Genomic DNA, 20,321 nt, shown 5'->3' on the forward strand with positions numbered 1-20,321 from the left:
GCCGTTTTGGCGTTGGTGCGGGCCCTGTGCCGGTTCCGGGCGCTGCACAAGGAGGCTTGCCCGTAATTACGTAACTACGTAATCTGGGGGAGTGGATCTGGAAGAGCGGGTGGCCGAGTTGGAGCGCCGCCTGGCCGCGCTGGAAGAGGCCGTCGGGGCGACCGACGCCGCGCCCGCCGCGCCACCGTCCACGCCGAGGCGGGGGGCGAACGACGCGCTGTGGGCCCTGAACGGGTTCAAGGAGCAACTCGCCGGCCTGGGCGCCGTCAACGGGGGCGTGATGTTCACCGGTGCCGTGCGGACCCCGGCCGGGCTGCGCTACGAGTGGCAGTACGGGCTGCCCACCGACACCGTCATGGACGGCGACTGGGCCGCGTCCGCCGAGGCGTTCGCGGCGCTCGGCCAGCCGGTGCGCCTGCGGCTGCTGCGCGAGGTGCTCCACGGCCGCTGCACCGCCGCCGAGCTCACCGAGCTCGACGGCACCGGCACGACCGGCCAGATCTACCACCACCTACGGCAGTTGACCGCTGCCGGCTGGCTGCGCACGACCACCCGCGGCCGGTACGAGGTACCGGTCGAGCGGGTCGTCCCGCTGCTGGTGATGCTGATTGCCGCCGGGCGCTCCGACGCCCGGCCCACCTAGGGGAGGCCCACTTGTCCGAGAACGACAGCCGTTTGCTCTGGTCCGCCGCCGCGGCGTTCGCCGTGCTGGGCGCCGCGGTGTTCGCCTACGCGATGCAGCTCTACCTGGCCGACGACACGATCTACGTGGACGCGCTCTCCCGCTTCGCCGGCGCGACGTGGGGCCTGTCGCTGACCGTCGGCGCCGTCGCGTGGCAGGGCCGCCGCCTCAGCAGCGGCTGACCGCCTCCGGCCGCCCCGACACCCCACCAACGGGCGGGGCAGGCAGCCCCTTTGAGGCGCCGGGCGGCACCGCGGCGGCCGGGCGAACCGGTCCGGTTGTCAGTGGTGCCGCTTAGGCTGGCCGCATGTCTCCCGCCGCCCGCACCCCGCGCCCCCGCCGGTACGACCCGGCCAAGACCCGCGCCGCCGTCACCGCCCAATACGCGGAGGTCCGGCGGGTGGTGGGCGGTCTCACCCCCGAGCAGCTCGCGGCGCCCACCCGGCTCGGCGACTGGACGGTGCGGGAGCTGGCCGCCCATCTGTCCATGGCGGTCGGCAGCGTGGTGCGCGCCCTGCGGCTGCCGGCCCCGCCCGAGCCGGAGGTGACCGTCCTGGCCTGGCCGTCCGCGACCGCGCAGTACGCCACCGGCATCGACGAGCACGTCCGCGAACTCGCGGCCGGGCACGACCCGGTGGAGCTGCTGGAGCGCACCGCCGAGGAGTTCGCCCAGGTGGTGCCCGGCGAGCCGGACGACCGGGTCATCCCGTGCCGCCCCGGCGCGATGCTGCTCGGCGACTATCTGGTCACCCGCTGCGTCGAACTCGTCGTCCACACCGACGATCTGGCCGACGCCCTCGGCACGGAGATCCCCTTCGACCGGCAGGCGCTGGCGGCCACCACCCGGCTGTTGGCCGACGGGCTGGCCGCCAAGGCGCCCGGTGGCTCGGTCGAGGTCCGGGTGCCGCCGTTCGCCGTCGTGCAGTGCGTCGAGGGCCCCCGGCACACCCGTGGCACCCCGCCCAACGTCGTCGAGACCGACCCGCTGACCTGGATACGGCTGGCCACCGGCCGCGCCGACTGGGCGGCGGCGCTGGACGCGGCGAAGGTCAGCGCCAGTGGCGAACGGGCCGACCTCGGCGGCCTGTTGCCCGTGATGAGCTGAGCGGGCCGGGCCCGGCGCCGCGCGCCGCCGCGGCTCACTGCGGCGGATACGGCAGCAGCATCCGGTCCACCGCCTCCCAGGACGCCCGCAGCCGGGCCAGCAACTCCCGTTCGTGCCCGGCCCGGTCGGCCTGCTCCCGGGGGTCGGCGGCGACGTGGAAGAGCTGGTCCCGGCCGCCCTTGCCGCGGTAGTACTTCCAGTCGCCGCGGCGCAGTGCCCTCTCGCCGCGCACCCGCCAGAACAGGTCCCGCTCGGCGAGGCGTTCCCCGCGCAGCAGGTAGCCCGCCAGGCTCGTCCCGTCCAGGGGGTGGGCGCGGTCCGGGCGGGCGCCCCCGAGCTCCAGGAGGGTGGCGGTCCAGTCGGGCGTGAACACCGGCTCGTGGCTGACCTGCCCGCCGTCGATCCGGGCCGGCCAGCGCACCAGCGTCGGCACCCGGATGCCGCCCTCCTGGAGCGACGCCTTCTCCCCGGACAGCGGCCAGTTGTACGACCAGCGCTCCCCGCCGTTGTCGCTGGCGAAGAAGACGAGGGTGTCCTCCTCCTGGCCCGAGCGCCGGAGCGCGGCCAGCACCTGACCGATCGAGCGGTCCAGGTCCTCGACCATCGCGCGGTACGTCGCGAGCGAACCGCCGTCCTCGTGGAACAGCGCCTTCCGGTCGCCCGCCCTGATCCGGCGGGCGATCTCGGCGCTCCCCTCGGTGTCACCCTCCGCGATCCACGGCCAGTGCGGCGTCGTGTAGTTGAGGTTCAGCAGCCAGGGCCGGCCGCCGCCCCGCCCGGCCGTGGTGACGTGGTCCACCGCCCGCTCGGTGAGGATCCGGGTGTAGTAGCGCAGGTCCCGATGGGTGGCGTCGCCCTCGTACAGGTCGTACTCCCCGGCGAGGCCCAGCTTCGAGTAATACTCCAGCGCGCCACCGAAGTTACCGAAGAAGGTGTCCCAACCGGAGCGGGTGGGGCTGTAGTCCGGGAGATAGCCGCAGTGCCACTTGCCGATCAGCGCGGTGGCGTAGCCGGCGTCCCGCAGCAGCGAGGCGAGCGTGGGGTGGCCGGGGTCCAGCCCCACGCCGCGGTCCGCGATCGGCTCGGCCAGACCGCCCTTCGTACGGCCCGGGTAGCGGCCGGTGTAGAGCGAGAAGCGGGTGGGCGAGCAGGTCGCGGACCCCGCGTACCCCTGGGTGAAGCGGACGCCCTGCCGGGCCAGCCGGTCCAGGTGCGGCGTGCGGATGCCGGCCGCCCCGTAGCAGGAGAGGTCCGCCCACCCGAGGTCGTCGCCCAGGATGAACAGGACGTTGGGGCGCCGCGAGCGCCGGCCGGGGGCGGCCCGGAACGGACGTTCGTCGTTCCGCGGCGGTGCGGCAGCGGCGGCGGGTGCGCCCGCGAGCGCACCCAGCCCGCCCGCGGCGGCCGCGGCGCCGACGCCGGCCAACCCGCCGAAGGCGCGCCGGGAGAGACCCGGTGCCGGGTGGTCGGGGGAGCGGTCGGCGGGGGACGGAAGGGCGGGATCGACGGAGGACATCGGTCGGCTCTCCTGGAAGTCGTCGGGGGCCGTACGGGCACGCGCCGCGCCCCCGGGGACGGCGGGGAGGCGGGCGGTCAGCGGGACGTCGCGCATCTCACACCGCCGTGGCATACGGACAGTGCGGGAAAACTGCCGTAAAAGGTCAGAAAAGGCTCTGCCTCAGCAGCGACGAAGAACGCGAAAGTGCAGCTCAGAAGCGGTGGCGCGGCCTCGGCGGCGGCGCGAGGCCACTGTCGTCAGCCGCGGCGACAGACGGCGCTGGCCAGCCGACCGAGATCGACGTGGCGGCGCCGGACGAGGCGCGGCGCGCGGCGGGGCACCCGGTGACGCACCAGGCGCGCCAAGGGCTGCGGGGTCTGCATGGGCAGGAATCCTGGCCGCGTGGCCGTGGGCACGTCAACCATCCGCAACGTCCCGTTCATGCATCCCTCCAGGCCGCCGACCATCCCCGGTTCGGATGAATGCGCGACCTGCCCTAGACTCTGGGGCGTGCCACGTGGTGACGGACGACTCAACCACGACCTGCTCCCCGGGGAGAAGGGCCCGCAAGACGCCTGTGGCGTCTTCGGTGTCTGGGCCCCGGGTGAAGAGGTCGCCAAACTCACCTACTTCGGGCTGTACGCGCTGCAGCACCGTGGACAGGAGTCCGCGGGCATCGCGGTGAGCAACGGCTCCCAGATCCTCGTCTTCAAGGACATGGGCCTGGTGTCCCAGGTCTTCGACGAGACTTCCCTCAGTTCCCTCCAAGGCCACATCGCCGTGGGCCACGCCCGCTACTCCACCACCGGTGCCTCGGTGTGGGAGAACGCCCAGCCGACGTTCCGCGCCACCGCGCACGGATCGATCGCGCTCGGCCACAACGGCAATCTGGTCAACACCGCCGAACTGGCCGAGATGGTCGCCGCGCTGCCCCGCGACGGTGGCCGGGCGACCCAGGTCGCGGCCACCAACGACACCGACCTGGTGACCGCCCTACTGGCCGGCCAGGTCGACGACGACGGCAAGCCGCTGACCGTCGAGGAGGCCGCGCCGCGCGTCCTCCCGCACGTCAGGGGCGCCTTCTCGCTCTGCTTCATGGACGAGCACACGCTCTACGCCGCCCGCGACCCGCAGGGCATCCGCCCGCTGGTCCTCGGCCGCCTGGAGCGCGGCTGGGTGGTGGCCTCCGAGTCCGCCGCCCTGGACATCGTCGGCGCCAGCTTCATCCGGGAGATCGAGCCCGGCGAGATGGTCGCCATCGACGAGAACGGCCTGCGCGCCTCGCGCTTCGCCGAGGCCCGCCCCAAGGGCTGCGTCTTCGAGTACGTCTACCTCGCCCGCCCCGACACCGACATCGCCGGGCGGAACGTCTACCTCTCCCGGGTGGAGATGGGCCGCAAGCTGGCCGCCGAGGCGCCCGCCGACGCGGACCTGGTGATAGCGACCCCGGAGTCCGGCACCCCGGCCGCCGTCGGGTACGCCGAGGCCAGCGGCATCCCCTACGGCTCCGGCCTGGTCAAGAACTCCTACGTCGGCCGGACCTTCATCCAGCCCTCGCAGACCATCCGTCAGCTCGGCATCCGCCTCAAGCTCAACCCGCTCAAGGAAGTCATCCGCGGCAAGCGCCTGGTGGTCGTCGACGACTCGATCGTCCGCGGCAACACCCAGCGGGCCCTGGTCCGGATGTTGCGCGAGGCCGGCGCCGCCGAGGTCCACATCCGGATCTCGTCCCCGCCGATCAAGTGGCCGTGCTTCTTCGGCATCGACTTCGCCACCCGCGCGGAGCTGATCGCCAACGGGCTGAGCGTCGAGGAGATCGGCAAGTCGCTGGGCGCCGATTCGCTGGCGTACATCTCCATCGACGGCATGATCGAGGCGACCGCGATCGACAAGTCGAAGCTGTGCCACGCCTGTTTCGACGGCGAGTACCCGATGGAGCTGCCGGACCCGGAGCTGCTGGGCAAGCACCTCCTGGAGTCCGAGACCAAGGCCCCGGCCTCGTCCGACGTGGACGGCGTCCGCACGCTCACCGCCGGGGTCGGCGGCGCCGACGCGCTGCGTCGCCCGTAGAGCTCGTACCCACCCAAACGAAAGTTCTCAGCCATGTCCGCTGAATCAACCGGTGCCAGCTACGCGAGCGCGGGCGTCGACATCGAGGCCGGCGACCGTGCCGTGGACCTCATGAAGAAGTGGGTCGCCAAGGCCACCCGCCCCGAGGTCGTCGGCGGGCTGGGCGGTTTCGCCGGCCTCTTCGACGCCTCCGCGCTCAAGCGCTACGAGCGTCCGCTGCTGGCCTCGGCCACCGACGGCGTCGGCACCAAGGTCGACGTCGCCCGCAAGATGGGCGTCTACGACACCATCGGCCACGACCTGGTCGCCATGGTCGTCGACGACCTGGTCGTGTGCGGCGCCGAGCCGCTGTTCATGACGGACTACATCTGCGTCGGCAAGGTCCACCCGGAGCGGGTCGCCGCGATCGTCAAGGGCATCGCCGAGGGCTGCGTGCTGGCCGGCTGCGCGCTGGTGGGCGGCGAGACCGCCGAACACCCGGGCCTGCTGGGCGCGGACGAGTTCGACGTCGCCGGCGCCGGCACGGGCGTGGTCGAGGCCGACCGGGTCCTGGGCGCCGATCGCATCCGCAAGGGCGACGTGGTGATCTCCATGGCCTCCTCCGGACTTCACTCGAACGGGTACTCCCTGGTCCGCCACGTCCTCTTCGACCGCGCCGGCCTGTCCCTGGACCAGGAGGTCCCGGAGCTCGGCCGCACCCTCGGCGAGGAGCTGCTGGAGCCCACCAAGATCTACTCGCTGGACTGCCTGGCCCTGACCCGCACCACCGAGGTGCACGCCTTCTCGCACATCACCGGCGGCGGCCTCGCCAACAACCTGGCCCGGGTGATCCCGGACGGCCTGCACGCCACGGTGGACCGTGCCACCTGGGCGCCGGGCGCGGTCTTCGACCTCGTCGGCACCGCCGGCTCGGTCGAGCGCCTGGAGCTGGAGAAGACCCTGAACATGGGCGTCGGCATGATCGCCGTGGTCCCCCAGGAGTCCGCGGACGTCGCCCTGACGACCCTCGCCGACCGCGGCGTGGACGCCTGGGTCAGCGGCGAGATCGTCGAGCGCGGCGCTCACGCAGAGGCTGTGACCCTCACCGGTGACTACGCGAGCTGACACCGAAGGCACGCGGGACCGCCGGTCCGGTGGTCCCGCGCGCAGCACAGAACCCGGCCTGGGGGATTCCCCGGACCGGGTCCGTGATGGTGTTATGAGTCCCGTGAGCGCACGACGCGTGAAGGCGCCTGGGCGCTGCTGGACCGGCGGTCAGCAGCGCGATCAGGCGCGACGACGCTGGTTCGAGGAGTGGCCCTCTTCTTCGTCGTCCTCGGTGTTGTACCGTTCTGCGTACCGCGCGTACGGGTCGTCGTCCTCGTCCTCGTCCTCGAACGGCTCTCGGTTCGGAGGCTGCTGGTCCGACTGCGATGCAAGCTCGTCGGCCAGTCGTGAGAGATCCGTCCCACCGCTGCTGTACTTCAGCTGGCGGGCGACCTTTGTCTGCTTGGCCTTGGCCCGGCCGCGCCCCATGGGTCGACCCCCTCAGTGACGGGGCTCATTGGCCCCAGAGTCTTGACACGCGTTCATGATTCAGAGCGGGCTCTCGACAGAGAGACCGGCCTGTAGGGCTTTAACGGTACCTGCTTCCGCGGCCATACGGTACGTCGCCCGCATCACCCACCGCTCGGTACGACCGGCACGGCGCCCCGTCCACGCTGGTCAACTGCGATTTTAACCTGTCCTGTACGGCGACCCGCCGACGGGTGGTGAGAGATGTCTCCCCCAGCCCCCGCGACGGGCCGCACAAGGGTGTGTTTCTGGCCACTTGGGCCGCGTCGGATCAGGCGCGACGCCCCTCCGCCATCCGCGCCTCGGCGATCCGGTCGGCCGCCGCGGCCGGCGGGATACCGTCCGCCTTCGCACGAGCGAATATCGACAGCGTGGTGTCGAAGATCTTCGCGGCCTTCGCCCTGCACCGGTCGAAGTCGAAGCCGTGGAGCTCGTCGGCGACCTGGATGACCCCGCCGGCGTTCACGACGTAGTCGGGGGCGTAGAGGATGCCGCGGTCCGAGAGGTCCTTCTCCACGCCGGGGTGCGCGAGTTGGTTGTTGGCGGCGCCGCAGACCACCTTCGCGGTGAGCACGGGCACCGTCTCGTCGCTGAGCGCACCGCCGAGCGCGCAGGGGGCGTAGAGGTCGAGGCCCTCGGTGCGGATCAGCGCGGCGGTGTCGGCGACGGCGGTCACCCGGGGGTGGCGGTCGAGGATCCGGTCCACCGCCCCGGCGCGGACGTCGGTGACCACGACCTCGGCGCCGTCCTTGAGCAGATGCTCGACGAGGTGGTGTCCCACCTTGCCGACGCCGGCGATGCCGACCTTCCGGTCGCGCAGCGTGGGGTCGCCCCACAGGTGCTGCGCCGAGGCCCGCATGCCCTGGAAGACGCCGTAGGCGGTCAGCACCGAGGAGTCGCCGGCGCCGCCGTTCTCCGGCGAGCGGCCGGTGGTCCACTCGTTGGTCCGGGCGACCACGTCCATGTCGGCGACGTAGGTGCCGACGTCGCAGGCGGTCACGTAGCGGCCCCCGAGGGACGCCACGAACCGGCCGTAGGCGAGCAGCAGTTCGTCGGTCTTGACCAGTTCGGGGTCGCCGATGATCACGGCCTTGCCGCCGCCGTGGTCGAGCCCGGCCAGGGCGTTCTTGTACGACATGCCGCGCGAGAGGTTCAGCGCGTCCAGCAGGGCCTCCTCTTCGGAGGCGTAGGCGTGGAAACGGGTGCCGCCGAGGGCGGGGCCCAGCGCGGTGTTGTGGACGGCGATCACGGCCTTCAGGCCGCTGGCGCGGTCCTGGCAGAGGACGACTTGCTCGTGGCCGCCCTGCTCCGTGCGGAACAGGGTCTGCAACGCGCCACCGGGGGCGGCGGGGGGAGGCGTCCCCGGCTCGAACGGGGCGGAGAACTCGGGGGAGGCGGCAGGACGTACGTCGGTCACTGTGGTGACTCCCATAGTCACGAAGGACGCCCTCCTGTGGGTGGGGAGGGCCGGTTGGGATGAGCGTAAGACCTGGAGGGCGGGTTGATCGGCCAGGTACGGAGGATCACCCTCTCCCGGGGGACGAGCGTGGGACGATCTGCCGTATCCGGACCGGGCGGAGGCAGGCAACTCCGGCCGGTGGGCTTTCCTTTGGAGGAGCGGGCGTGGCCGTGGCGTCGTCGGTGCGGGTCCCGTATGTGGCGTATCTACGGGTCTACGAACCGCTGGCAGCGTTTCCCGAGCCGGAGCGCTCCTACTGGGCGCGCTACGCCAAGCGCGACGCCACCCCCACCGCCCTGGACGAGCAGCGCCGGGCGCTGGCCGATCTGTTGCCGACCCCGCCGGTGCCGGTCCCGGTGCACGAGAGCGGGGACGCGTTCGTCGCCGTCGTGGACGACGTCACCTGCGTCTGCCCCTGGCGGACCCGGCTGCGCGGCTGGCAGGCGCTGGCCTCCCTGGAGGAGCTGCTGCCGGCGTCCGTACTGGATGCCGCGCTGCCCCCGGTGGTGCGCCGGCAGGCGACCACCGACTACGAGCGGTGGCGCGAGCGCAATCCGGACGCCCGGCCCTGGATCCGGGCGTCCACCTGGCACATCCCGGTGCGCTGGTTCGTCCTCTTCGACGACGACGAGCGGGAGTACGCGAAGGGTGAGCCGGTCCCTGCGCTGCGTTACCGGACGCCGATGGTGCAGGCGCGCCGACGGGTCGCGCGCGGACTGCGTACGCTTCGGGATGCCCTGGAAGAGGGACCGTTGATCGACGGCCTGGTAGATGTGGGGCGCTGGCTTGAGGAGTTCCACCCGCGCTCGCTCGTGGAGCTGGACTACGGAGGGCTGGTGCACGCGGTGCCCGAGGGGCAGCTCGCCGAGGACCGTTCCGCCGCGGAGGTGGCGGAGGGGCTGGCGGCGCTGCGCGAGGGGGACGGCGAGCGGGCCGGCGCCGCGTACGAGAAGCTCTCGCAGCGGTGGCGCGCGGTGCGCGAACGTCAGTTCTCCAGCTGAACGCCGGTGGGTCGGCGCCCAGTTGCCGGGTGCGGCGCCGCAACTGACGGGACGTACGGGACGTAGGTCCTGATCCGGGCTATTGCCCCAAGCGTGACCTAAAGCACTGACTTCGGGTCTTGCTCCCAAGGCGCACCCTCGTGTCAAAATAGGACAAGGAGCCTGACTTGGGCTCCTTCCGTCCAACTAAGGGCGGATAGATCGGTATTGCGCTCCTTGAGGGGTCTCATGGCGGCTGGTCATGTTGTGACTGATCGTCACGGGGGTGTGACTGTCCGCTATGGCACGGTCCATCGGCATCCGCCAAGGTTGAACACCTGAGAGGGCAATTCCATCGGTTTGGCCGACGTGGCTGGACAGATGGTGTAGTTGTAGTGCCGAGGACAAGCCGTTCGTCCTATAACCGACTCGGCCCGCGTCCGCCATTTCGGGCAACGTGGGTCAAGGTGCAGAATTTAGAGGAAAGAACCGTGATGGTTCGGTTCTCCCGAGGAGGCCGCTCATGACCGCTCGCACCCCTGACGCCGAGCCGCTGCTTACCCCCGCTGAGGTCGCCACGATGTTCCGCGTGGACCCGAAGACGGTGACCCGCTGGGCCAAGGCAGGCAAGCTCACGTCCATCCGCACGCTCGGAGGGCACCGGCGTTACCGCGAGGCTGAGGTCCGCGCACTGCTCGCGGGTATCCCGCAGCAGCGCAGCGAGTCCTGAATAACCGCATAACCAGGCTGTTTTCGGGCCCCCCAACCCGGAAGCGCCCTTTCGTACCACCTGCTCCACCACAGCTCCATACGACGCGGCGCCTGCCCCAACAGGCCCACACCCACTTCACTCGGGTACGTCATCGATCGCGCTGGACTCCGCCGGGTCCGGCGCGATCTCTTTTTGTGTGCGGCCGTTCGCCGGCCGCTCGCGGCGCTTGGGTCGCCCCGGCGTCGACCGGCGCCCAAAGGCGCGTGACACCCCCTTCAAGGGCCCTGATGGGTGCCATCAGAGCAGACCTGGCGGTCTTGTTTCGGGGTGCTTAAGGGGTAGTGCAATTGCACATATTAAATTGACCCGTTGTAGACGGGTAGTAAGTTCCCCATCCCGCGAAACCTGTTCGGTGACTCCCGTCACATCCCGGAGTTCTTGAAGGGTGAACGGCGCTGAGGTATAGCGCCTTTCCGCCGTTCCCTTCTCAACAGCCTTCCACCGCACGACCGGTGGCGCAGCCGTCCTTGGTCACCGGGCGGCGGGACTTTCGTCCTCCGTCGGCGGCTCGCAGGCGGCCGGGGAGGGATCTGGGGCGGTCGAGGGCGCCGGGCGCTCGGAACGGGCGCCGTGCGGCTCCATGGCGAGCCGCAGCAGTTGATGGCACACCGGGCACTGCCGGGTCCGGTGGCGGTAGCCGTAGCGCAGTGCCGCCGACAGATGGGCGCGCAACAGCGCCCTGGTCTCGTGCCGTACCGCGGTCGTCATCACACGCCACCTCCCGGCCCCACGCCCTGCCTCAGTGAGTACCCGCGGCCGGTGCCGCCGTCAAGACGGCCGAAGGGTCCGGTCCGCGTCGACCGGGGTCTTCGAGGCGCCGCGCCCGCACCCCGTCCACCGAAAACGCGACGGCCCGCACCGGGGAACACCCGGTGCGGGCCGAACACCACAACGGCCCGCACCGGTGAACGGTGCGGGCCGTGACATGCGGTCCTGACGGGATTTGAACCCGCGGCCTCCACCTTGACAGGGTGGCGAGCACTCCAAACTGCTCCACAGGACCTTGCTTTTCGCTTTCCGCTTGCGGCGGGCTGCGAAGCAAGACTGTACAGCAGGTCAGGGGGTGCGGTCGAACTCGGTCCCGGCCGTCGTCCCGCGGTGCGGTCCGGGCTACGGAACCGCGGCGTCCACCGCCTTCATGATCCGCTTGTCGGAGACCGGGTACGCGGTCCCCAGGGCGTGCGCGAAGTAGCTCACCCGGAGCTCCTCGATCATCCAGCGGATCTCCCGGGCCGCGGCCGGCACCGGGCGGCCCTGGGGGAACTGCTCCAGGAGCCAGGCGTATTCGTCCTGCATCTCCTTCACCTTCGCCATCCGGCTGCGGTCCCGTTCGGCGTTGGTGGGCAGTTGGGTCAGCCGGCGGTCGGCGGCGACCAGGTAACGCATCAGGTCCGGCAGCCGCTTGGCGCCGTGCGCGGTCACGAAGCCCGGCTTGATCAGCGCCGCCAACTGCTCCTTGACGTCGGTCAGCGACGGCAGCAGCGAGGGGAACGCGGTCGCCTTCAGCCGGCGCTCGCACGCCTGCCAGGCGGCCAGCACCTCCTGGGCCTGCTGGATGGTCTTCAGCGTCGCGTCGACCAGGTCGGTCCGGACCGCGTCGAACAGCTTGCGGAACGCCTCCTCGTCCCAGGCCGGGCCGCCCCGGGCCGCGATCAGCCGGTCCGCGGCGGCGGTCACACAGTCGTCGAAGAGCGCCGCGATGGAGCCGTGCGGATTGCGGGAGAGGGCCAGCTTCTGCTGGTTGCTCAGCTTGTCCTGGGCGAACTTGGCGGGGTTGGTGGGGATGTTGAGCAGGATGAGGCGGCGGGTGCCGGCCCACATGGCGGCCAGTTGCTCGGCCTCGGTGTCGAACAGCCGCACCGCGACGCTGCTGCCCTCGTCGACCAGCGCCGGGTACGCCTTCACCGGCTGGCCGGCGCGGCGGGTCTCGAAGGTGCGCGGGAGCGTGCCGATCGTCCAGGACGTCAGGCCGGTGCGCTGTTCCGGGCCGGCCGGCGCGGCCTCGTCCCCGCCGCCCCTGCGGTCCTTGCCGGGCCGCTTCTCGGCCTGCTCGAAGGCCCGGGAGATGGCGGCCCGGGTCTTGGGCTTCAACTGGAGCCGCAGCGCCTCCAGATCCTTGGCCTCGGCCAGCTTGCGGCGCCGCTCGTCGACCACCCGGAAGGTGATCTTCAGGTGGTCGGGGACCTTGCCGAGGTCGAAGTCGGCGGCGTCCACCGGGACCCCCACCATCCGCTGGAGACCGGCGGCCAGCGCCGACGGCAGGGCCCCCTGGAGCGGGACGGTGGAGTCCAGGAAACGGGCGGCGAAGTTCGGCGCCGGGACGTAGTTGCGGCGGATCGGCTTGGGCAGCGAACGGATCAGCTCGGTCACCAACTGCTCGCGCAGGCCCGGGATCTGCCAGTCGAAGCCCTCGGCGGAGACCTGGTTGAGCACCTGGAGCGGGATGTGGACGGTCACGCCGTCCGCGTCCGCGCCCGGCTCGAACTGGTAGGTGACCTTGAACTTCAGCTTCCCCTGCCGCCACGAGTCCGGGTAGTCGTCCTTGGTGACGGCCTCGGCGGACTCGTTGATGAGCATCGAGTGCTCGAAGTTGAGCAGGTCCGGCTCGTCGTGGCGCTGCTTCTTCCACCAGGAGTCGAAGTGCGCCCCGGAAACCACGTCTGCCGGGATCCGCTGGTCGTAGAAGTCGAAGAGGGTCTCGTCGTCGACGAGGATGTCGCGGCGCCGGGCGCGGTGCTCCAACTCCTCGACCTCGCCGAGGAGTTTGCGGTTGTCATGGAAGAACTGGTGGTGGGTGCGCCAGTCGCCCTCCACCAGGGCGTGCCGGATGAACAGCTCGCGCGAGACCTCGGCGTCGATCCGCCCGTAGTTGACCTTGCGTTGCGCGACGATCGGGACGCCGTAGAGGGTGACCCGCTCGTAGGCCATGACCGCGGCCATCTTCTGTTCCCAGTGCGGCTCGCTGTAGTTCCGCTTCACCAGGTGTCCGGCGAGCGGCTCGATCCACTCCGGCTCGATCCGGGCGTTCACCCGGGCCCACAGCCGGGAGGTCTCCACCAGCTCGGCGGACATCACCCAGCGCGGCGGCTTCTTGAAGAGCGCGGAGCCGGGGAAGACCGCGAACTTGGCGCTGCGGGCGCCCAGGTACTCGTTCTTGGCGTCCGCGTCCTTGAGTCCGATGTGCGAAAGCAAACCGGAGAGCAACGACGTGTGGATGTGCTCGGGCGCTGCGTCGGTGTCGTTCAGGTGGACGCCCATGCTCTTGGCGACCGTCCGCAACTGCGAGTAGATGTCCTGCCACTCGCGTATCCGCAGGTAGTTCAGGAACTCCCCGCGGCACATCCGGCGGAACGCGGACGAGGACAGCGCCTTCTGCTGCTCGCGCACGTAACTCCAGAGGTTGAGGAACGCCAGGAAGTCCGACGTCTCGTCCTTGAAGCGGGCGTGCTGCTGGTCGGCCTGCTGCTGCTTGTCCGACGGGCGCTCGCGCGGGTCCTGGATGGACAGCGCGGCCGCGATCACCATGACCTCGCGGACGCAGCCGTTGCGGTCCGCCTCCAGTACCATCCGGGCCAGCCGCGGGTCCACCGGCAGTTGGGAGAGCTTGCGGCCGAGCGGGGTCAGCCGCTTGCGGGCGTCCTTCTGCGCGGTGTCCAGCGCGCCCAGCTCGCGCAGCAGGTCGACGCCGTCCTTGATGTTGCGGCGGTCCGGCGGGTCGATGAACGGGAACTTCTCGATGTCGCCGAGGCCGGCCGCGGTCATCTGGAGGATGACGGAGGCGAGGTTGGTCCGCAGGATCTCCGCGTCGGTGAACTCCGGCCGGGAGAGGAAGTCCTCCTCCGAGTACAGCCGGATGCAGATGCCGTCGCTGGTCCGGCCGCAGCGGCCCTTGCGCTGGTTGGCGCTGGCCTGCGAGACCGGCTCGATGGGCAGCCGCTGCACCTTCGTGCGGAAGCTGTAGCGGGAGATCCGCGCCATGCCCGGGTCGATCACGTACTTGATGCCGGGGACGGTCAGCGAGGTCTCGGCCACGTTGGTGGCCAGTACGATCCGCCGGCCCGTATGGCGCTGGAAGACCCGGTGCTGTTCGGCGTGCGACAGCCGCGCGTACAGCGGCAGCACCTCGGTGGCGGCGAGGTTCTTCTTGTTGAGCGCGTCCGCGGTGTCGCGGATCTCCCGCTCGCCGGAGAGGAAGACCAGGATGTCGCCGGGGCCCTCGGCGCGGAGCTCGTCCACCGCGTCGCAGATCGCGGTGATCTGGTCGCGGTCGGGGTCCGCGCCGCCCTCTTCCAACAGCGGCCGGTAGCGCACCTCGACCGGGTAGGTGCGCCCGGAGACCTCGACGATCGGGGCGGTCGACTTCTCGTCGTCCGCCGTCGCGTCCACGGTGGCGAAGCGGCCGAAGTGCCGGGCGAACCGCTCGGGGTCGATCGTCGCGGAGGTGATGACGACCTTCAGGTCCGGGCGCTTGGGCAGCAACTGGGCGAGATAGCCCATGATGAAGTCGATGTTGAGGCTGCGCTCGTGCGCCTCGTCGATGATGAGGGTGTCGTACTGGCGCAGCTCGCGGTCCGTCTGGATCTCGGCGAGCAGGATGCCGTCCGTCATCAGCTTGACGAGGGTGTCGTCGCCGACCTGGTCGGTGAACCGGACCTTCCAGCCGACCGCCTCGCCCAGGGGCGTCCGCAGCTCCTCGGCCACCCGCTCAGCGACCGTACGGGCCGCGATCCGCCGCGGCTGGGTGTGCCCGATCAGCCCCTGGACGCCGCGCCCCAGTTCCAGACAGATCTTGGGGATCTGGGTGGTCTTGCCGGAGCCGGTCTCGCCCGCGACGATCACCACCTGGTGGTCGCGGATGGCCGCCAGGATCTCGTCCTTCTTCTGGCTGACCGGGAGTTCTTCGGGATAACTCACCCGCGGCATCGCGGCGCGGCGCTGCGCCACCCGCAGCTCCGCCTCGTCGATGCCGGCGGCGATCTCGGCGAGCACCTCCGCCCGGGCCTCGGGCTTACGGATCCGGCGCGCGCCGTCGAGCCGGCGCCCCAACCGCTGCTGATCGCGCAGCATCAGCTCGGGAAGGCGCTTCAGCAGGGAGGGCAGCGCGGGCGCGGCGCTCTCGGACGGGGCGGAGGCAGGCTGACTGGACATACGTCCCCCAGGATCTCACCTCGTGGAAAAGACTGGCGAACCATTTCACGGCGGTACCCGGGTCGGGAACGCTCCACGGGCCGGCCGGGCGGCACCGGACCCCCGGGCGGTATGTCCGACATCATTGGCTTAGCGTGTTTCCCATGGATGATCATGAACATGAAGGTGAGAGCGCCCCGCACGCCCCGCACGCCCCGCACGGCGCGCACGGCCGGCCCCGGACCGCGGCGCAGCACTGGGCGGCCTTCAAGAAGTCCCCGTTCCTCCCGGCGGTCGTCCTGACGGTCATCCTCGCCGCCGCGGCCGGCCTCTTCGCCGGCTCGTACACCTACGCCATGGCCAACCCGGCGCCCCGGCACATCCCCACCGCCGTGGTCACCGGCCCCGCCGCCCCGGAGCAGCGGGCCTTCGTCGCCGACCTGGAGAAGGCCCTCAACGCCTCCCTCCGACTGACCAAGTACGCCACCTACCCCGAGGCCCGGAACGCCGTCGAGGAGCAGCGCGAGTACGCGGTGCTGCGCGCCAGCGGCCGCGGGGTGGAGCTGGACGTGGCCGGCGCCTCGGGCGCCTCCGTGGCCCAACTCCTGTCCGAGGCCGCCGTCAAGGTCGGCCCGGCCACCGGGGTGCCCGTCACCGTCCGGGACATCAAGCCGCTCCAGAAGGGCGATCCGCGCGGCCTGGCCCTCTTCTACGTCTCCCTCGCGGCCGTGATCATCGGCTTCGTCGGCGCCATCCAGCTCAGCGTGCACGCCCGCGGCCTCAACCCGGCCGAGCGGATCGCCTTCACCGTCGCCTACGCCCTGCTCGGCGGCTTCGCCATCGTCGCGGTGGCCGACTGGTGGCTGGGCGCGCTCCGCCTGCCGTTCGTCGAGTCCTGGCTGATCCTCGCGCTGACGATGTTCACGTCCGGGATGGTCTTCACGATGTTCAACACCCTGATGGGCCGCTGGGCGATGATCCCCACCTGGGGCCTGATGGTCCTGCTCGGCAACCCCTCGTCCGGCGGCGCGGTCTCCTGGCCGCTGCTCCCGTCCGTCCTCGGCCTCATCGGCCGTTGGCTACCGCCGGGCGCCTCGGTCAACGCCCAGCACGCCGCGGTCTACTTCCGCGGCCACCAGCACGCCTTCCCCTTCCTGGTGCTGGCCGGCTGGTCGTTGGTCTCCTGCACGGTCTTCTGGACCTGGCGGCACCGCCACCCGGGCGGCCGCGAACCGGCCCCCGCCCCGGCGCACGCCGCCGGCGCCTGAACCACCCCGCGCTTCCGAACCCAACGGAACGCGTCGACGGAACGCACCCAGGGGCGCCGTCGACGAGCAGCAACGCCGAAGGGGCCGTCCCCGGGAGAACTCCCGGGGACGGCCCCTTCGGCAAGTGGCAAGCCCGCAAGAAAACCCACCAAGAATTTTCTCCCCAAGTTCCCCACAGGGAACAGGGGTTGCGGAACAACGAAGAAGGTCCCGGTTCGAGAATCGAACCGGGACCTTCTCCCAATGGGTGTGGCTGGGGCCGGGGTCGAACCGGCGACCTTCCGCTTTTCAGGCGGACGCTCGTACCAACTGAGCTACCCAGCCGCAGCGGTCCTGACGGGATTTGAACCCGCGGCCTCCACCTTGACAGGGTGGCGAGCACTCCAAACTGCTCCACAGGACCTTGCATTGTGCGAGTGGCGTGAACCAGTCTCGCACACGGTTGGTGCGTGCCCCCAACGGGATTCGAACCCGTGCTACCGCCTTGAAAGGGCGGCGTCCTGGGCCACTAGACGATGAGGGCTGATGGCCCGCCTTGGCGCCGTTACCGGCCCCGTCGGGGACGTGAGAAGCATATGGGATGGGAGGACCGTTCGCCAAAACGGTTTACCCGGGCCCGTCGGAAGGCGTTGTGGACGGGTGGGCGGAGGGGGTGGCGCCGGGTGCGGCGGGCTGGTTCTCGCGGGGCAGGTGGCGGCTGACCTCGGCGCGGGTGAGCCCCAGTCCGCCCAGGGTGATCTCGTCCCACGCCTGGAGCCGCTTGGTGGTGCGGTCCAGGTAGAGCACCGACGCCTGGACGGGCGCGGGCTGTTTGTTCTGGACGGCGCGCAGCCCGCCGCCGCCCGTGGAGCCCTCCACCATCAGCAGGGTGCCCTGGGGGAGCGTGCTGATCTCGCGGTGGTGGAGGTGGCCGGCGAGCGCCAGGGGGACCAGGCCGTCGGCCTCGGTCACCGCGGTCGGGTTGTGGGCCAGCGCGAGGTCGACCGGGGTGCCGGCCAGCCGCTGGGTGCGCAACGCGTCGGCGAGCTTGCCGCCGGCGGTCCGCTCGGCCGCGTCGCCGGCCGCCGCCACCGAGCGGTCCGGGGTGAACTGCGGGTCGCCGACGCCCGCGATGCGCACCCCGGCGACCTGGGTGACCTGGCCGTCGTCGAGGACCGTGACGTGCCGGCGGGTGGCGAGGTAGCGCTGGGTGGTGCGGGAGTCGTGGTTGCCGCGGACCCAGACGTACGGGGCGCCGAGCGTGGCGACCGGGTCCAGGAAGCGGTTCTCGGCGGCCGAGCCGTGGTCCATGGTGTCGCCGGTGTCGACGATGACGTTGATCCGGTACTGCTGCACCAGCGAGGCGATGATGTGCCAGCTCGCCGGGTTGAGGTGGATGTCGGAGACGTGCAGGACGCGCAGGGTGGTGGGGTCCGGCTGGTAGGCGGGGAGCGTGGAGGCGGTGTCGTAGAGCTTGCTGACGTTGGTGACGAGGCGCGCCAACTCCTTCTGGTAGACGTCGAATTCACTGACGATGTTGCGGGCGGTGCCGACCACGGACGGGGCGGAGGAGAGCAGTCCGGAGAACCGCGGCTCCAGGACGGACTTCGGGTTCCAGGTGGCGTAGGCGGCGGCGCCGGAGGCGGTGAGCAGGGTGAGGGCGAGGCCGCCGGCGGCCAGGGCGCGGCGCGGGCGGCGGTAGACGACCAGTGCCAGCGCGGTCGCGCCGCCGACCACCGCGGCGCAGGAGGCGGCCACCAGGCCGGCGGCGCCGCGCAGCACGTCGTGGGTGACCTGCTTCTGGAGGCCGGCGAACCGCTCGGGGTGGTCGACCAGTTCGGCGGAGCGGGCTGGGTCCAGCCGGTTGACGTCGACGTCGAGCCGGACGGGGGCGCGGTGACTGTCCAACTCCAGGTCGCCCAGGGGCGGGACGGTGATCCGGGTGCCGCCGGTCAGCGACGGCCGCAGCGCCATGCTGGTGTCCACCGGGCCGACGGGGGCCTTGACGCCCCCGAGGAGCAGCAGCCCCAACCAGGCGCCGAGCAGGCTGACGACTACCAGGCCGGCGGCCCGGGCGTACGGGTGCGCGGGCGGCGCGAGCGTGGCACCGGGGCGCGTGCGGCGGCGGGCGGCGGGCGGTCTCCGCGCCGTGCCGGGCCGCAGGAACGGGCGGCCGGGACGGCGGGGGCCCGGCAGGCGGAGGCGGGGGCGGCCTGGCGGGTCGGGATGCGGGGTCCGGGAGCGCGCGGCGCGGGCCATTGGTCCGGTATGCCCGGCTGCGCCGTCCGTCATGCGGGACGGGGCGCCTCCGGTTGGTGTCCGGGCGTGGACCCCCGGCGCGCGGCCGTTGCCGGACAATGGGGGCGTGCTGGAAATGACGCGCGAGGAGTTCGAGGAACTGGTCGCCGAGGCGCTGGACCGGATCCCGCCGGAGCTGACCCGGCTCATGGACAACGTGGCGGTCTTCGTCGAGGACGAGCCCCCGGCCGACGACCCCGAGTTGCTCGGCCTCTACGAGGGGACCCCGCTCACGGATCGCGGCGAGTGGTACGCGGGCGTCCTGCCGGACCGGATCACCGTCTTCCGCGGACCGACCCTGCGGATGTGCGACACGAGGGAGGACGTGGTCGCGGAGACGGAGGTGACGGTCGTTCACGAGATCGCCCACCACTTCGGGATCGACGACGCGCGGCTGCACGCGCTCGGCTACGGCTGACCGGCCGGGGGGCGGGCCCGGCGGGGTGCGGTGGAGCGCCGGGGCGGGTGTGACGGTCGTGGCGTGTCCTCAGGTGGGGGGCGGGAGTTGGGCAGGGCGTCCGACGCCGTCCCTGCGCTCCGGATCCGGAGGTCCCGCCCGTGCACTCGCTGCCCCCTCGCCCACTGTCCGCCACCGACCCGTCGACGGTCGGGGTCGCCGCCGCCGGCGCGCCCGGCGCCCGGGCGGCCGCTCCCGTCGGCGGAACGCCCGCGTCCGCAACGCCCGATGGCGCGCTGCCCGGTGGCGCGACGTCCGCCTCCGGAACGGGCACGCGCTCGATGAAGCGGGTCGCCGCCGCGGCGCTGACCGTCTCCGCGCTGGCCGCCTCGCTGGCCGGCTGCATGAGCGTCAGCGATCCCGGGCGGCCGGCGCCGTCGGGCAGCGCCGCCCGGCCCGGCGACGGGAAGGGCAAGCACTCCGCCCCCGGTGGGCTGACCGCCGACGGCCGCGGCGCCGGGCCGCGGCGGCCGGGCCACGGCGGCCCGCGGCGGGCCGGCCGGCGGGGGCGCGGGGGACACCGGCCGGGTGGAGGACGCCGGGCCGTCGCCGAGCGCGGGGCCGTCCTCGCCGCCGGTGGGGCCGGGAGCGCCCGCGCAGCCGGCCAAGCCTTCCGGGCCGGAGCCCGGTAGGGCGCCGGGCCGCGGCGGAACCGCCGGCCCGGGACGCCCGTCGCGCCCCGCGCAGCCCTCGTCCTCCGCTCCCGGCCGGCCGTCGTCCCCGCCCGGTGCGCCGACCCCCGGCTCGCCGAGCGCGCCGCCGAGCGGCCCCTCGGGCGGGCCGTCGGGCGGGGGCGCGCCGGGGGCCGGCCCGCCACCGCCCGGCTCGAAGTCGCCGCCCGCCGAGCCGTCGTCGTCCGTCGCGCACTCCTCCTCGCCGGGGGCCGGTTCCTCCGCACTCTCCTCGCCGATGACGCCCCAGATGGAGTGGGACGCCTGACGGTGCCGGGGCGCGGGCCGGGGGAGGGCCGCGAGGAGGCCATTTGCATTGCCGGGGGAAGGGTGCGTATGGTGGTAGATCGTTTGATCCCATTTGCCCGGCGCCCTGAAAACAGCGCGCCGTGTGGCGCGTT

At 72.0% G+C, this 20,321-nt stretch carries 17 protein-coding genes and 4 tRNA genes; 10 read left to right on the forward strand and 11 right to left on the reverse strand.

Annotated elements, in window-relative coordinates; all coding sequences use genetic code 11:
• The first annotated feature begins 91 nt into the window (after window positions 1–91).
• The 3 genes from PV796_RS21170 to PV796_RS21180 all read left to right on the forward strand — a co-directional run bounded on the left by PV796_RS21170 (window position 92) and on the right by PV796_RS21180 (window position 1,787).
• Window positions 92–643 (forward strand): ArsR/SmtB family transcription factor, encoded by a 552-nt coding sequence (locus tag PV796_RS21170; protein WP_274914889.1) that lies wholly within the window; start codon window positions 92–94, stop codon window positions 641–643.
• Window positions 644–654: 11 nt separating this feature from the next.
• Window positions 655–864: a hypothetical protein gene (locus tag PV796_RS21175; protein ID WP_274914890.1), complete on the forward strand. Its 210-nt coding sequence runs from the start codon at window positions 655–657 to the stop codon at window positions 862–864.
• A gap of 125 nt (window positions 865–989) precedes the next feature.
• The gene (locus PV796_RS21180) at window positions 990–1,787 is read left to right on the forward strand and encodes a maleylpyruvate isomerase family mycothiol-dependent enzyme (RefSeq protein WP_274914891.1); all 798 of its coding nucleotides are present in this window, start codon (window positions 990–992) and stop codon (window positions 1,785–1,787) included.
• Between the two features lie 34 nt (window positions 1,788–1,821).
• Here the strand turns inward: PV796_RS21180 and PV796_RS21185 are convergent, their stop codons facing one another.
• Together PV796_RS21185 and PV796_RS42410 are read right to left on the reverse strand one after the other, a co-directional pair.
• Entirely contained in the window at window positions 1,822–3,303 is a 1,482-nt protein-coding gene (locus PV796_RS21185; RefSeq protein ID WP_274919160.1) for a sulfatase family protein, read from the reverse strand.
• A gap of 239 nt (window positions 3,304–3,542) precedes the next feature.
• Entirely contained in the window at window positions 3,543–3,752 is a 210-nt protein-coding gene (locus PV796_RS42410) for a putative leader peptide (protein ID WP_446750613.1), read from the reverse strand.
• 43 nt (window positions 3,753–3,795) lie between these two features.
• Here PV796_RS42410 and purF point away from each other — a divergent pair, with 43 nt between their 5' ends.
• On the forward strand, window positions 3,796–5,355 hold the full coding sequence (purF, locus tag PV796_RS21190; RefSeq protein ID WP_274914892.1) for an amidophosphoribosyltransferase: 1,560 nt from the start codon (window positions 3,796–3,798) through the stop codon (window positions 5,353–5,355).
• Between the two features lie 33 nt (window positions 5,356–5,388).
• A complete protein-coding gene (gene purM / locus PV796_RS21195) occupies window positions 5,389–6,459 on the forward strand; it encodes a phosphoribosylformylglycinamidine cyclo-ligase (RefSeq protein ID WP_274914893.1) in 1,071 nt (356 codons plus the stop codon).
• Between the two features lie 162 nt (window positions 6,460–6,621).
• On the opposite strand, the gene PV796_RS21200 is transcribed toward purM, so the two are convergent.
• On the reverse strand, window positions 6,622–6,870 hold the full coding sequence (locus tag PV796_RS21200) for a DUF3073 domain-containing protein (RefSeq protein ID WP_274914894.1): 249 nt from the start codon (window positions 6,868–6,870) through the stop codon (window positions 6,622–6,624).
• A gap of 310 nt (window positions 6,871–7,180) precedes the next feature.
• Entirely contained in the window at window positions 7,181–8,341 is a 1,161-nt protein-coding gene (locus PV796_RS21205) for a Leu/Phe/Val dehydrogenase (RefSeq protein ID WP_274919161.1), read from the reverse strand.
• A gap of 191 nt (window positions 8,342–8,532) precedes the next feature.
• Between PV796_RS21205 and PV796_RS21210 the strand changes: the two genes are divergently transcribed.
• Both PV796_RS21210 and bldC read left to right on the forward strand, forming a co-directional pair.
• Window positions 8,533–9,369, forward strand: coding sequence for a hypothetical protein (locus PV796_RS21210; protein WP_274914895.1), 837 nt, complete (start codon window positions 8,533–8,535; stop codon window positions 9,367–9,369).
• 502 nt (window positions 9,370–9,871) lie between these two features.
• Window positions 9,872–10,078, forward strand: coding sequence for a developmental transcriptional regulator BldC (gene bldC / locus PV796_RS21215; protein WP_003980577.1), 207 nt, complete (start codon window positions 9,872–9,874; stop codon window positions 10,076–10,078).
• Between the two features lie 513 nt (window positions 10,079–10,591).
• Here bldC and PV796_RS21220 read toward each other — a convergent pair.
• The 3 genes from PV796_RS21220 to hrpA form a co-directional block, all read right to left on the reverse strand.
• Complete coding sequence (locus PV796_RS21220; RefSeq protein WP_274914897.1) at window positions 10,592–10,828, reverse strand: DUF6274 family protein; 237 nt, start codon at window positions 10,826–10,828, stop codon at window positions 10,592–10,594.
• Window positions 10,829–11,048: 220 nt separating this feature from the next.
• Window positions 11,049–11,123, reverse strand: a tRNA-Asp gene (locus PV796_RS21225).
• 107 nt (window positions 11,124–11,230) lie between these two features.
• The gene (hrpA, locus tag PV796_RS21230; RefSeq protein WP_274914898.1) at window positions 11,231–15,268 is read right to left on the reverse strand and encodes an ATP-dependent RNA helicase HrpA; all 4,038 of its coding nucleotides are present in this window, start codon (window positions 15,266–15,268) and stop codon (window positions 11,231–11,233) included.
• Window positions 15,269–15,411: 143 nt separating this feature from the next.
• Between hrpA and PV796_RS21235 the strand changes: the two genes are divergently transcribed.
• A complete protein-coding gene (locus tag PV796_RS21235) occupies window positions 15,412–16,515 on the forward strand; it encodes an ABC transporter permease (RefSeq protein ID WP_274914899.1) in 1,104 nt (367 codons plus the stop codon).
• Window positions 16,516–16,765: 250 nt separating this feature from the next.
• On the opposite strand, the gene PV796_RS21240 is transcribed toward PV796_RS21235, so the two are convergent.
• The 4 genes from PV796_RS21240 to PV796_RS21255 form a co-directional block, all read right to left on the reverse strand.
• Window positions 16,766–16,839: transfer RNA gene (locus PV796_RS21240), tRNA-Phe, on the reverse strand.
• A gap of 4 nt (window positions 16,840–16,843) precedes the next feature.
• A tRNA-Asp gene (locus tag PV796_RS21245) sits at window positions 16,844–16,918 on the reverse strand.
• Window positions 16,919–16,965: 47 nt separating this feature from the next.
• Window positions 16,966–17,038, reverse strand: a tRNA-Glu gene (locus PV796_RS21250).
• A gap of 83 nt (window positions 17,039–17,121) precedes the next feature.
• On the reverse strand, window positions 17,122–18,753 hold the full coding sequence (locus PV796_RS21255) for a metallophosphoesterase family protein (RefSeq protein WP_274914900.1): 1,632 nt from the start codon (window positions 18,751–18,753) through the stop codon (window positions 17,122–17,124).
• Between the two features lie 106 nt (window positions 18,754–18,859).
• On the opposite strand from PV796_RS21255, the gene PV796_RS21260 reads away from it, so the two are divergent.
• Window positions 18,860–19,210, forward strand: coding sequence for a metallopeptidase family protein (locus PV796_RS21260; protein WP_274914901.1), 351 nt, complete (start codon window positions 18,860–18,862; stop codon window positions 19,208–19,210).
• Window positions 19,211–19,350: 140 nt separating this feature from the next.
• The gene (locus PV796_RS21265) at window positions 19,351–19,881 is read left to right on the forward strand and encodes a hypothetical protein (RefSeq protein ID WP_274914903.1); all 531 of its coding nucleotides are present in this window, start codon (window positions 19,351–19,353) and stop codon (window positions 19,879–19,881) included.
• The last annotated feature ends 440 nt before the right edge of the window (window positions 19,882–20,321 follow it).

The organism is Streptomyces sp. WZ-12 (assembly GCF_028898845.1).
GTDB lineage: Bacteria > Actinomycetota > Actinomycetes > Streptomycetales > Streptomycetaceae > Streptomyces.

Excerpts from the sequence above, each read along its gene's own strand:
- PV796_RS21180 (WP_274914891.1), top strand. The coding sequence starts at position 990 with ATGTCTCCCGCCGCCCGCACCCCGCGCCCCCGCCGGTACGACCCGGCC.
- PV796_RS21185 (WP_274919160.1), bottom strand. The coding sequence starts at position 3,303 with ATGTCCTCCGTCGATCCCGCCCTTCCGTCCCCCGCCGACCGCTCCCCC.
- PV796_RS42410 (WP_446750613.1), bottom strand. The coding sequence starts at position 3,752 with ATGGTCGGCGGCCTGGAGGGATGCATGAACGGGACGTTGCGGATGGTT.
- purM (WP_274914893.1), top strand. The coding sequence starts at position 5,389 with ATGTCCGCTGAATCAACCGGTGCCAGCTACGCGAGCGCGGGCGTCGAC.
- PV796_RS21200 (WP_274914894.1), bottom strand. The coding sequence starts at position 6,870 with ATGGGGCGCGGCCGGGCCAAGGCCAAGCAGACAAAGGTCGCCCGCCAG.
- PV796_RS21205 (WP_274919161.1), bottom strand. The coding sequence starts at position 8,341 with ATGGGAGTCACCACAGTGACCGACGTACGTCCTGCCGCCTCCCCCGAG.
- bldC (WP_003980577.1), top strand. The coding sequence starts at position 9,872 with ATGACCGCTCGCACCCCTGACGCCGAGCCGCTGCTTACCCCCGCTGAG.
- PV796_RS21220 (WP_274914897.1), bottom strand. The coding sequence starts at position 10,828 with ATGACGACCGCGGTACGGCACGAGACCAGGGCGCTGTTGCGCGCCCAT.
- hrpA (WP_274914898.1), bottom strand. The coding sequence starts at position 15,268 with ATGTCCAGTCAGCCTGCCTCCGCCCCGTCCGAGAGCGCCGCGCCCGCG.
- PV796_RS21235 (WP_274914899.1), top strand. The coding sequence starts at position 15,412 with ATGGATGATCATGAACATGAAGGTGAGAGCGCCCCGCACGCCCCGCAC.
- PV796_RS21255 (WP_274914900.1), bottom strand. The coding sequence starts at position 18,753 with ATGGCCCGCGCCGCGCGCTCCCGGACCCCGCATCCCGACCCGCCAGGC.